Genomic DNA, 12,597 nt, shown 5'->3' with positions numbered 1-12,597 from the left:
TTGCGCAAAATTTATTAAAAAGCATAATTTATATGAGTAGTTTGAAAAAATTTTTGAGGAATGGCTTTACGCTTTTATTCTTAAGTGTTTTTGCAATTTGTGGAACACTTAATGCTCAATCAGTGAAACAGCAGGCAATTAAATATCAAAATTTATTGGCTTTAGTTGATGCATTTTATGTGGATACTGTAAACGTGGAGAAGCTGACTGAGGATGCAATTGTAAAAATATTAGCTGAACTTGATCCTCACTCAATCTATATTAGCAAGGATGAGATTAAAGAGATGAATGAGGCCTTGCAAGGAAGTTTTAGTGGAATTGGAATTCAATTTAACTTGTTACGTGACACATTAATGGTGGTAGCAACGATTCCTGGTGGACCATCAGAAAAGGTTGGACTTCGAGCTGGTGATAGAATCATAGAGATTGACAACGAAAATGTTGCTGCGATTGGTATGAAAAATACTGATGTGCATAAGCGTTTACGTGGAGATAAAGGTACGATTGTAAACCTGAAAGTAAAGAGGAAGAAAGAGAAGGGGTTGTTAGAGTTTGTAATTACTCGCGATAAAATTCCAATTCATAGTTTGGATGCTGCTTACATGATTAACAAGCAAATTGGATACATGAAGTTAAACCGATTTGCTCTCACAACTTCCGATGAATTTTTAGAGGCTTTAACCAAGTTAAAAGCTCAAAAAATGAAAGATCTGATTCTTGATTTGCGAGGCAATGGAGGAGGATTTATGACCGCTGCCATTGAAATGGTTGATCAGTTTATGGATGCAGAAAAGCTAATTGTATATACTAAAGGATTATCAACTCCAAGAAGAGAGAATATTTCTACCGCGAAAGGGATTTTTAAAGAAGGAAGAGTTGTAATTCTTTTAGATGAAGGATCAGCATCAGCTTCTGAAATTGTATCGGGAGCAGTTCAAGATTGGGATAGAGGTGTGATTATAGGTCGTAGAACATTTGGAAAGGGATTGGTGCAAAGACAATTTCCACTTTCTGATGGTTCGATGATTCGATTAACAACTGCGCATTATTATACTCCAACAGGAAGATGTATTCAAAAACCATATGAAAATGGTCTGGAAGATTATCATTTGGATATCTTGAAGCGATACAAATCTGGAGAAATGATTAATGCTAATAGTATTCACTTTCCTGATTCTTTAAAATACAATACACTTGTAAAGAAAAGAACAGTATATGGTGGTGGTGGAATTATGCCAGATATTTTTATTCCTATTGATACAACTGCAAACTATAAATATTTCAATCTATTGGTTCGTAAAAATGTTATCTACCCTTATGTGGTGAACTATATGGATAAAAACCTTGAATCATTAAGAAAGAAGTATCCAAAATTTGAACCATTCGCGAAGAATTTCGAAGTAAGCGATGAAATGATGGCAGAAATTGTTGCTTTGGGAGAAAAAGAAGGAATTGAAAAAACTGAAGAGGATTACAATGCAGTATTGGACGATATCAAGTTGCATGTAAAGGCGTTGTTGGCAAGAGATTTATGGGAGAGTACCGAGTATTATAAAATTGTGAATAGCAAGAACGAATTTGTTCAAAAAGCCATAGAGGTACTCAAAAATCCCAAATTATACGATACCGAATTGATTAGCGAGTAATTGCTGATTATGAGCCGAAAGCATCGCTTTCGGCTTTTTTTTTGAATATCTGATTAAAAGCCTATGTTTTTAGGTGTTAAAGATTAATTTTGTAGCCGAAAATCGAATCAAAGACAAGTGCTTTAAATTTGTTAAGAAAAGACGTTTTCGTTGATTTGATAATTGAAATAGTTTAGACGTAGATTTAAAAAGATGGTTGTGAAAACAGACTCGGGTAAATTCAGATTAATTGCAAAAACCTTTCATGGTTTAGAGGAAGTATTGTCTAATGAATTGGAACAATTAGGCGCAGAGGAGATTAGAATTTTAAAACGTGCGGTGAGCTTTGTGGGGGATAAAACCTTACTTTATAAGGCAAACATGCATTTGAGAACTGCCACCCGAGTTATTAAACCAATTCACAAATTTACAGCTCACGATACCGACGAGTTGTACAAAGGAATTCAGGAAGTTGACTGGAGTGAGTACATTACAAATAAAGACACCATTGCTATTGATAGTACAATTAGCTCAGATGACTTTAAGCACTCAAAATTTGTCACTTATCGTGTAAAAGATGCTATTGTAGATCAATTCTTTTATGCTACTGGCGATCGCCCTTCGGTAAGAATGATGAATCCTACTTTACGTGTTAACATTCATATCGATAGAAATACTTGTACAGTTTCCCTAGATAGTTCAGGGGAATCGCTGCACAAAAGAGGATATCGTGTAGGAGAAACAGCAGCTCCACTTAATGAAGTGTTGGCAGCGGGTTTAATTTTACTTTCTGGTTGGGATAAGAAATCTAACTTTATTGACCCAATGTGTGGATCGGGAACCATTTTGATTGAAGCTGCATTAATTGCTTACAATATTCCTCCTGGATTGTATCGTAAAGAATTTGGATTCCAAAAATGGAAAGATTTCGATGAGGATATGTGGGATGATATCTACAATGAAGAAACTGAGGTTGATTACGAAGGAAAAATTATTGGAGCTGATATCTCTGATAAAGCGATGGAAATTGCAGAGGAGAATATCCGTAACGCAGGTTTAAGAAGAAAAATTAAACTGAATGTTACTCCATTCCAACAGTTTGTTCCACCTGTTGAAAAAGGACTGTTGATTACCAATCCACCTTATGGAGAGCGTTTACGACCAAAAGATTTAGAAGGATTGTATGCTATGATTGGAGAAAGATTAAAGCACAACTTTGCTGGTTATGATGCTTGGATTTTAAGCTATGGAAAAGAGTGTTTCGACAGTGTAGGATTGCGTCCATCAAGAAAAATTACACTTTATAATGGTGCGCTGGAATGTAAATTCCAAAAATACAGCATGTTCGAAGGTAAAAAGAAGGATAATTATAAGAAAGATAAATAAGAGCTAAGCAGGAAATTTGATCCTGCTTCACTTTTAACTCTGAGATAATTTGCTAATTTTGTTATTGAGTAACCCTAAGCCTAATAATTTATGAATTTTGACCTTAATCAGTGGTATGAAGAAAAAATAGATGAAGATGCTATTTTTGATTACAAAGGCAGAATTGATGATGAGGATGTTACTCGAATTCTAAATTCGATTGAGAGGATTCTTAAAGCAAAGGACGAGTCTCCGAAAATTTTCAAAAAAATTTTTAATGTTTTAATTGAGTTGGTGCAAAATCTTCATCATCATGGAGAAGTACCTGCTGATTTGAATGTTGATTACAACAAATTTGGAGTACTTATTTTAAGAGATGAAGGAATGCAATATCGCATTAGCGTGGGGAACTTCATAAAAATTGAAGGCCTAAAGCTAATTCGTGATAGAATTGATCAGATCAATACTTTGTCGTCAGAAGAAACCCGAAATTTGTATCGAATCATATTAAATAATGAGCAATTCTCCGAAAAAGGAGGAGGCGGTTTAGGAATGGTAGAGATTGCCAGGAAAAGTGGCAATAATATGGAATATCAGTTTATTGATTATAATGCCGACTATTTATTCCTTTCTATTGATGTTGTAATATAAAACTTAAAGTATAACTTCCATGAATTCACTAGTTTTAGAAGGTAGCCCAAAAACTCCAAGTATTAATTTTAATGGAGCTAATGGAGCTTTTTTAATTGAAGGTCGTTCAATTCCAGAAAACTCGCTTGATTTTTACAAGCCTGTTATGGAGTGGCTGGATTCGTATATCAACGAGCCACAGGAAGAAACTAAAGTTTCGATTAGATTAGAATATTTTAACACCAGTTCGTCGAAATGTATTTTGGACGTATTTAAGAAATTGGAAACCGTTTTTAAACGAGGAAAAAAAGTGATCATCAACTGGCATTACGAAATGGATGATGAGGACATGTTGGAAGCTGGTGAAGATTATCAATCTATTGTAAAGATTCCTTTTAATATGATTGAGGATGATGAATAAAATGTTATTCAATTAGATAAATAAAAAACTGCAATCTATTAGGTTGCAGTTTTTTTATATCATTCAATTTAGGTCTTAAGAATTATAACTCCTTTTTTTAATCCGTTGTTCGAATATACCCAAAGCTTTTTTAAGTAAGCCAAAATACAATACAAGGTATAGGCCAATGCTCGAGCACCAAATCACAATAATGTTTACCCAATAGGTATCGTAGTATTTGCCGAATAGGCACTTTTGTGGTGCATAAAAATGCGCTTTAAGAAATTTGCACTCAGGATCTCGATATATCGGATCAATCTTTTGATACAATCGATCATTATACTCTATGATTCTTTCAATATCGTTGCTGTTACGTACAAACTCGGTTAACCTTTCATTTGAATATTCTTTCTTCATTCTAACAAACTCTTGTTTGTTGTCGTATTGTTTCTGAATTTCAACCAAATGTTCATCCTTTTTTCGGTTCGAAACATTATACAAATTAATGTAGTAGCGATTCAATTTGTCGAAATAGGAGCGCAGATTTTTAATTGTTAAATCATCTAATTTGATAGGAGACAGGTAATCCATTCTTTCAAAATGAAAGGCCAAATTATCCAAATCTTCAAGAGATAATTCATTTCTCAATAAAACCAGGTTTGATTCTAATTTTTCAAGTTTATCGGCTTGGTTTAAATACCTTTCACACTCGTTTAATTTGTTTTTAAGAATAGGAAGCCAATAATTTTTACGGTAGTCGGCTTTACTCATTAGCTTTTCGTAAACGTAGAAATTTGCATTGAATTGATTATCCTTAAACTGTTTTACTGCCAATGCTTCATAAGCCCAACGTGCTGTAATTATTTCTCCATACCAAGGAATAGAGTTTGGAGCGGAGATGTTAGGGTTTAATTTATCAAACTTCACAATTATACCACTAAGTATCAGCTGAGGAATCAGTATAAATGGGATTAGGATATAGATTGTAATTACTGTTTTAAAGCTATCGGATATAATTAAACCAAGCATATTGGCAAAACACCAGGCACTGAATAGGGCAAGCCAGTACTCAAAAAACATTCCCTTGATTTCCAGTATGGAATTGCCTATGAGAGTGAATAAAAATGCCTGAAAGGCTGAAATTGTAAATAGAATTACAATTTTCGAAATTAAATATCCAGATTTACTGAGATTTAAGAAGCGTTCCCTTTTCAGAATTTTTCTATCCTTAATGATTTCCTCAGCACTTAAGGTTAAGCCAATAAATAGAGCCACAATAACTGCCATGAACAGGTAAACGGGCATGTTGCTATTGTTGCTAAAAGTGTAGCCAAGCTCATTGCCTGCATCTACATTATAATACTTGATAATGTAGGATAGAATTAATGCCAACAAAGGTGTCTCGAACAGGTTGATGAACAAATACTGACGATTGGCAAATTTTGAAATTACGTCTCGCTTGGTAAATACCCAAAACTGCTTTAAAGCTGAAGGGATTTTAAAGCTCACTGGCGGTAATTCCTTCGTATCTTCTATGTCTTTGCCATTATTATTATGGTCCTTAAACCTTTGATACCACTGAACAGGGGAAACTTTTCTCACTTGTGTAGGATTGCCATATTCGTCAAGAACTTCTGATTCAACGATGTTAAATATCTGATCAGCATCAACATTACCGCAAGAATTACATTCGCTTTCGGTACGATTCGCTCGTAAAGTTTGCGATTTAAAATAGGTAATGGCATCTAGTGGATTTCCATTAAAGATAAGGTATCCGCCAGTATCCAATATCAACAGGCGATCGAACATTTTAAAAATATCCGAAGCAGGTTGATGAATGACTACAAAAATTAATTTGCCTTTTAAAGCCAGGTTTTTCAGCAAATCCATAATTTTGGCTGAATCTCTTGATGACAAACCGGATGTTGGTTCATCAAGAAATAAAACCGAAGGCTCGCGAATCAATTCCAGTGCAATGTTCAATCTTTTGCGTTGTCCACCACTAATCTTTTTATCTAAAGGGTTTCCTACTTTCAGATTACGGGCTTCGTATAAGCCTAAATCTTTCAAAAGTTTTAAAACCAGCCTGATTAATTGAAAACTACTATGTTTGTCAAAACAAAGTTTCGCATTATAGTATAGGTTTTCAAAAACAGTAAGCGATTCAATCAACAAATCATCTTGGGATACATGCCCAATTACACCTTCAAGTTTCGATTTATCGAAAGTAATATCATAACCATTAATTACAACATTTCCTTTATTTGGTTGAGCCGATCCGTTTAAAACGTTTAATAGGGTGGTTTTACCTGCGCCACTCGATCCGATAATTCCAACCATTTTACCCGATTCTTCCTTGAACGAAAGGTCATGTACACCGATATTATCCTCTTTGAATCGATATTCTATATTTTGAGCTTCAAAAACTACTCTTTTTTGATTGTTATCACGATAAAATGTACCAACAATATCGCTAAAATAAATAGGATCGATTTTAGGGTTACGAATAGATGATCCTTGACTTAGCACATGTACACGATCTGAATTCAACGATTGACCATTCATGAATAATTCGTCAATCCCCTTGAATCGCATTACAAACATATCTACGGTTTGTAATCTAAGAATCTTGATTTTACCAATTAACCCAGGCGAGTAGTAATGTTCTCCAATTTCATGATTCGACTCAGAATTACTTACAGTGAGTAATCTGCTTGATGGTTTAATTTCAGCAAAATCATTAAGGACAAAGTTTCGAAGTCTTTCATAGCCTTCTTTAGGAAGATTAAATGTGTCGGCAACAGTTTCGACAAAGGCAAATTCTTGTTCACTAATTTCATCTTCAGAATTTAAAAATTCCAGAAGTTGGATCAGCACAATAACCTTTTGTCTGATAATCAATTCTTCGTTAATTTCGGTACAAATGCGTAAAACACGAACCGAGCTTGCCGAAGTGTATTTCTTTATTTTTGATTTTTTGTTTTTTCTTTTTTGATTCTCTTCGTAGTGCTGATCGTAAAGAACCAAATATTCTTCAGCAGTTTCCTGATCGAGATGTTGCTTTAAATATTTGGATACCATTCTACGCCTATCGGTTGCGGAACTTTGTGGATGCGCAATGATAGCAAAGAGTTGCATTAAAGCTTTTAGTATGCGTTCGCTCATAGAATGGTAGGGTTAGTTTAGGTTGTCAACCTTATATAAGAGTAGTTGTTTTATTATTGTTTGAATCCAATTAGCATTAATACGAAACCTGAACTTACATTCTTTTGGTTCAATTTGGCTTCGATAGTGCAGTTCATTGAGTTTTCGAATTTAAAATCCCAGTAAGGAGAATTTTTATGATCTCTGTTGGTGAAAATCAAATGATTTTCCTGATCGTAAATTGAAAAAATTACATTGCCTTCATCTTTACCTGTTGCACCAACAATTCTGTAATGATTGCCAGCATAAAAAGTAGTATGAAATTCGGCAATTTCGCCTCCTGATAACAAAGCTTTGTATTGTTGACCATCCGAAATGAATTCAGTTCCCAGATGCTTGGTGCAATTCTTAAGCGTAACATCAGATTGCGCCCTTGCACTCAGCGCAAAAACGGATAACAAACAAAATAGTATAATGGTATATTTAAGTTTCATATGTAAAGGTTTTCTCAGTTTATTTAATAATGTGCTCGCGTAATAGTGAAACTTTTTCTGTGATTTTAGCCAACTGTTTCTTTTTCATTATCAATTCAGATTTACTTTTCACAATAGTAAGTTTTTTATGCGAATCGGTAATAGGAGCTACATATTTGTATTGTTCTTCAATTTCATCGAATGTGTAAGCAAGGTCAATTAGTTTGTCTACCAAGAAATAATAGTCTTTTGATTCGTTAGAGTAAGGAACAAGCAGTTTAATAAGGTTTTCAAGCGGACGTTTTTGTTCTGAAATCCGATCCATTAATTCTTCATTCGGTTTTTCTTTTATTTGTTGAGTTAACAAATAAACAGATTCAATCCATCCTCCTGCGAGGATTAGTGCACCTGTATTTTCACGCTTATTAGCCTTTAAATAGTTATCTATTTTGCGATAAGTATTACTAACAATTACCAAAAGTGAATCCCTGTTTTCGATATTGTTTTCAATTCTTTCAACAGTTGGTTTATCCATGGCATTGTATAAACCAATCTCTTGCGATAAAATTTTAAGAACGGCAAAATAGCTTGCAGCATCCTGAGTTTGTTTGTAAATGTTGATATAACCTAAATCAGAACCATAAACACCAAAGTTGATGGCTTTGCTAAAATTATCGACGTAATCGCCCGACTTTTTAGTTGAGTTAAGCAAATCTTTATTGTACGAAATTCCTGATTTTTCAAGCAATAAGGAGATTTGATACGGTGATGGTAAGCTAAACAGGATGTTGTTGTACTTGAATATATTTCCTGATTTTTCCGCATCGGCCATGATTTCAGCCTCTGTTTCTTGTGCTATGGCTACTTCTTTGTTTTTGGTTTCTGAAGGCTGTAGTATTAAAAATGTAGCAATTGCTGCAATTGCTATTAAAAATAGAAATTTAACACTGTTCGGGATTCTTTTCTTTGGCATTTCTTTTTTCTTTAATTAGTTGAACCAATTATGAAGAAAAAACACGATTTACACAGCTGTTTTCAACCTGTTTGAAAACGATTAGTAATTTAATCCAGTAGTTTTTTCAACTTGATTTTAACAAATATCAAATCAATTGGTAGTCGTCCTGATTAATTTATTCTAACATTATTACTGTATTTATACTAAAAAGGATACATTTGAATGCAAAAAAAATTAAAAAGATATTTAACAACAAATTAAACAAGATGAAAAGAATATTCCTTTTAGTCTATTTATTAATTAATTGTGGGGTTTTCCTAAGCTTAGAGGCACAGACAAAAAAATTGTCTATGGAAGATGCTATTTTAGGGCAATGGAGGCAATTTTATCCAGAAAGCTTATCACAATTATCTTGGAGAGGAGATTTAAGTGAGTACACTTATGTGAAAGAGAATAAAATTATGCATGCAAAACCTGGAGCTGAACCGAAGGTATTATTAAGTTTGGAAGAACTGAATGCAGGTTTAAAAGCGAATGAAATCGAATCATTACAAAGAATGCCTCGTTTTTCTTGGCAATCGGCAAATGTGATGGAATTCAACTTGCGAGGAGCTTTGATTCATTATGATTTTGTTGCCAAAAAAGTATTGCTTAACCTGAAGATGAACTCAAAAGCTGAAAATCAGGATTTTTGTGATGCATCGAATACTGTAGCCTATACCATTGAAAACAACTTGTACATTGCTGGTAAAGATGGACAGGAGATTGCTGTTACCACTGATGCAGATAAAAATATAGTCAATGGTCAGGCAGTTAGTAGAAGTGAGTATGGCATTAGCGGAGGAATTTTCTGGTCTCCTAATGGAAAGCAATTGGCATTCTACAGAAAAGATGAAGCCAATGTAACTTCTTTCCCTTTGGTTGATATCAACACCAGAGTGGGCGATTTAAGAGAGATTAAATATCCTATGGCAGGAATGGGTAGTGAAGTAGTTAGCTTGGGTGTTTACAACTTGAATACCAAGAAAACTTCATGGATTAAGCCTGATGACTTCGGATCAGATCAATATTTGACCAATATTTCTTGGGGAGCTGATAACAAATACATTTACATCCAGGTATTGAATCGTGCTTCGAATCATGCAAAACTGAACAAATATGAAGCTGAAACAGGAAGTTTTGTAGCTACTTTATTTGAAGAGAAAGATGACCGTTGGGTTGAGCCATCACACAAATTGGTATTTTTGAAGAACAAACCAAATCAGTTCATTTATCAAACCAACAATCGTCATGGTTTCAATCATGCATATTTGTACAATACCGAAGGAAAATTAATCAAGCAATTGACTTCTGGCGATTGGGAAATTACTGAAATATTAGGTTTCGATAAAGACGAAAAGTACATGTTCTATGTATCTACCGAAGTAAGTCCGATTGATAGACATGCCTACAAGTTGAACTTGAAAACAGGTAAGAGATATAGATTAACCAAAGATGAAGGATATCACAGCGTGCAGGTAAGTGCCGATGGGAAATACATTTTGGACAATTACAGTAGCCTAAACGTACCAAGAATTATAAATGTAGCTGATACCAGAGGGAAATTCGTAAAAGAATTGGTGAAGGCAGAAAATAAATTGAAGGATTACAATTTGGGTGAAATTTCATTGGGTACTATAAAATCGGCAGATGGTGTTACCGATTTGCATTATCGTATGGTTAAACCAGCAGATTTCGATCCGAATAAAAAATATCCAGTTGTGGTATACGTTTATGGTGGTCCACATGCTCAGTTGGTAACCAACAGATACATGGGAGGTTCTCGTTTGTGGGAGCAGTATATGGCTCAAAGCGGATACTTGCTTTATATCCTGGATAACAGAGGCTCAGCTAACAGAGGTAAAGAATTTGAGGCTGTAATTCACCGCCAGTGTGGACAACCAGAAATGGCAGATCAAATGAAAGGTGTTGAGTTTTTAAAATCATTGCCATATGTTGATGCCGATAAAATTGGAGTTCACGGATGGAGTTATGGTGGTTTCATGACCATTTCATTAATTACGAATTATCCAGACGTATTTAAAGTTGCAGTTGCTGGAGGACCGGTAATTGATTGGAAATGGTACGAGGCAATGTATGGTGAACGCTATATGGATACTCCTGATGAAAATCCAGAAGGATATGCTAAAACTTCATTAATTGCGAAAGCGAAAGATTTAAAAGGAAAACTTTTAATTTGCCAGGGAGCTATTGACCCAACTGTTTTGTGGCAGCACAGCTTGAATTTTATTCGCGAATGTATCAAGAATAACGTTCAGGTTGATTACTTCCCATATCCAAGAGCAGAACACAATGTTCGAGGTCGAGATCGAATTCACTTAAAGCAGAAAGTCAGCAATTATTTTGATGATTATCTGAAATAAAAGAATTAATTTTCGCCGGCTTCAATATTAAGGAGCCGGCTTTTTATTTTATAGAATTTTAGCGTGAGAATACAAACAGACTATAGAAACATTTGGAAGATTGCTTATCCCATTATTTTGGGAAGTGTGGCTCAGAACATCATTGCATTAACCGATACTGCTTTTTTGGGACACCTAAGTGAAGTAGCATTAGGAGCTGCAGCTATCGCTACTATCTTTTATTTTGCCGTGGTGATGCTTGGTTGGGGATTCGGCTTAGGAACCCAAATTGTAATTGCGCGTCGGTTTGGCGAAGGAAACTATGAAAGAGTAGGAAAAACCTTCGATCATGCTTTGTATTTTCTGTTGATATTGGCCGTTCTTTTATTAGGTTTTATGCAGATTCAAGCTCCTCCAATTCTAAAGGGGATTGTTCAATCGGATGCCATATTTCAGGCCAGTACCGACTACATTTCTGTGCGAGCCTGGGGTATTTTATTTGCTTGTGTGAACCTGTTGTTTCGGGCATTTTATATCGGAATTGCCAAAACCAAAGTGATCAGCTGGAGTACCGCTTTTATGGCAATCATTAATATCTTTTTCGATTATGCTTTAATATTTGGTGAGTTTGGTTTCCCAGAAATGGGTATTAAAGGAGCAGCATTAGCATCGGTAATTGCAGAAGCTTGTGTGTTGGTGTTTTTTCTGGTTTATACTTTTAGAAAAACTCCTGTTAAAAAGTACCAGTTGTTTGTTTTTCCAAAAGTTGATAGAGAATTGTACTCGCGATTGTTAAAAGTATCTTTTCCGATGATGATACAAAATTTTCTGGCACTTTCATGCTGGTTTGTGTTCTTCTTATTGGTTGAGAAAATGGGAGAGAGGGAATTGGCTATCTCCAATATTATCAGAAGCATATATGTACTGATTATGGTTCCTGTATGGGCATTTGCATCAGCGGCAAATACTTTGGTGAGTCAGGTTTTAGGCGAAGGAGAGCCGAAGGAGGTGATGCCTGTTATTTTTAGAACCATAAAATTATCGTTTTTAGCTGTATTGGCTTTGGTTGGGATTAGTTTAATTAGTCCCGAATTGGTGATATCCATTTATACAGATGAACCAAGTCTGATTTTAGAAACCAAACCTGTTTTATATGTGATTTTTGGTGCAGCTTTATTATTTCCCATTGCTATTACATTGTTTCAAGGCGTTTCAGGAACAGGCAATACATTTCATGCCATGCTCATTGAAATAGTTGTGCTTGCATGTTACCTGGGAGGGGTTTATTTGCTGATTGAAGTATTCCAATTGTCGATTTCAGGAGTATGGATGTCGGAATATTTTTATGCTGGATTTTTGGCTTTTGGATCCTGGTTGTATTTGAAATTTGCCAACTGGAAGGATAGCAAGGTGTAGATTTGAAGAGTGAAAAGTTGAATACTGGAATAATCTGAAATTTCTATTAAAAGTTGAACTTTTAACATTAAAAATTGAGTTCTCTATGTAGAATATAGAACTTTCCCTATTGAAACTTGTGCTGTTAACATTGTTCATTCACGTATCAACATTAAAAGCTAAGCATTCAACATCATTCCTTGTTCTT

Annotated in this window: 9 protein-coding genes; 6 read left to right on the top strand and 3 right to left on the bottom strand. The window is 34.8% G+C overall.

The window, feature by feature from the left end; all coding sequences use genetic code 11:
- Positions 1–32: 32 nt before the first annotated feature.
- The 4 genes from DF185_RS11010 to DF185_RS10995 all read left to right on the top strand — a co-directional run bounded on the left by DF185_RS11010 (position 33) and on the right by DF185_RS10995 (position 4,041).
- Positions 33–1,646, top strand: a complete 1,614-nt coding sequence (locus DF185_RS11010; RefSeq protein WP_110360802.1) for a S41 family peptidase — start codon at positions 33–35, stop codon at positions 1,644–1,646.
- Between the two features lie 198 nt (positions 1,647–1,844).
- Positions 1,845–3,011, top strand: a complete 1,167-nt coding sequence (locus DF185_RS11005; RefSeq protein ID WP_207784631.1) for a THUMP domain-containing class I SAM-dependent RNA methyltransferase — start codon at positions 1,845–1,847, stop codon at positions 3,009–3,011.
- Positions 3,012–3,101: 90 nt separating this feature from the next.
- The gene (locus DF185_RS11000; RefSeq protein ID WP_110360800.1) at positions 3,102–3,641 is read left to right on the top strand and encodes a SiaB family protein kinase; all 540 of its coding nucleotides are present in this window, start codon (positions 3,102–3,104) and stop codon (positions 3,639–3,641) included.
- Positions 3,642–3,660: 19 nt separating this feature from the next.
- Positions 3,661–4,041 (top strand): DUF1987 domain-containing protein, encoded by a 381-nt coding sequence (locus DF185_RS10995; RefSeq protein WP_110360799.1) that lies wholly within the window; start codon positions 3,661–3,663, stop codon positions 4,039–4,041.
- A 75-nt stretch (positions 4,042–4,116) separates the two neighbouring features.
- Here the strand turns inward: DF185_RS10995 and DF185_RS10990 are convergent, their stop codons facing one another.
- The 3 genes from DF185_RS10990 to DF185_RS10980 are packed head-to-tail and all read right to left on the bottom strand — an operon-like array spanning position 4,117 to position 8,610.
- Positions 4,117–7,185: an ATP-binding cassette domain-containing protein gene (locus tag DF185_RS10990; protein WP_110360798.1), complete on the bottom strand. Its 3,069-nt coding sequence runs from the start codon at positions 7,183–7,185 to the stop codon at positions 4,117–4,119.
- A 53-nt stretch (positions 7,186–7,238) separates the two neighbouring features.
- Positions 7,239–7,658 carry a hypothetical protein gene (locus DF185_RS10985; RefSeq protein WP_110360797.1) on the bottom strand — a complete coding sequence of 140 codons (420 nt, stop codon included), beginning with the start codon at positions 7,656–7,658 and terminating at the stop codon, positions 7,239–7,241.
- A gap of 19 nt (positions 7,659–7,677) precedes the next feature.
- Positions 7,678–8,610 (bottom strand): hypothetical protein, encoded by a 933-nt coding sequence (locus DF185_RS10980; protein WP_110360796.1) that lies wholly within the window; start codon positions 8,608–8,610, stop codon positions 7,678–7,680.
- A gap of 332 nt (positions 8,611–8,942) precedes the next feature.
- On the opposite strand from DF185_RS10980, the gene DF185_RS10975 reads away from it, so the two are divergent.
- Positions 8,943–11,015, top strand: a complete 2,073-nt coding sequence (locus tag DF185_RS10975) for a S9 family peptidase (RefSeq protein WP_207784630.1) — start codon at positions 8,943–8,945, stop codon at positions 11,013–11,015.
- A gap of 63 nt (positions 11,016–11,078) precedes the next feature.
- On the top strand, positions 11,079–12,410 hold the full coding sequence (locus DF185_RS10970; protein ID WP_110360795.1) for an MATE family efflux transporter: 1,332 nt from the start codon (positions 11,079–11,081) through the stop codon (positions 12,408–12,410).
- The last annotated feature ends 187 nt before the right edge of the window (positions 12,411–12,597 follow it).

Source organism: Marinifilum breve, from assembly GCF_003202155.1.
Classification (GTDB): domain Bacteria; phylum Bacteroidota; class Bacteroidia; order Bacteroidales; family Marinifilaceae; genus Marinifilum; species Marinifilum breve.
The sequence above is the reverse complement of the archived record's forward strand: the minus strand, read 5'-3'. Positions and strand labels throughout refer to the sequence as shown.

Excerpts from the sequence above, each read along its gene's own strand:
- DF185_RS10995 (WP_110360799.1), top strand. The coding sequence starts at position 3,661 with ATGAATTCACTAGTTTTAGAAGGTAGCCCAAAAACTCCAAGTATTAAT.
- DF185_RS10980 (WP_110360796.1), bottom strand. The coding sequence starts at position 8,610 with ATGCCAAAGAAAAGAATCCCGAACAGTGTTAAATTTCTATTTTTAATA.
- DF185_RS10975 (WP_207784630.1), top strand. The coding sequence starts at position 8,943 with ATGGAAGATGCTATTTTAGGGCAATGGAGGCAATTTTATCCAGAAAGC.
- DF185_RS10990 (WP_110360798.1), bottom strand. The coding sequence starts at position 7,185 with ATGAGCGAACGCATACTAAAAGCTTTAATGCAACTCTTTGCTATCATT.
- DF185_RS11000 (WP_110360800.1), top strand. The coding sequence starts at position 3,102 with ATGAATTTTGACCTTAATCAGTGGTATGAAGAAAAAATAGATGAAGAT.
- DF185_RS11010 (WP_110360802.1), top strand. The coding sequence starts at position 33 with ATGAGTAGTTTGAAAAAATTTTTGAGGAATGGCTTTACGCTTTTATTC.
- DF185_RS10985 (WP_110360797.1), bottom strand. The coding sequence starts at position 7,658 with ATGAAACTTAAATATACCATTATACTATTTTGTTTGTTATCCGTTTTT.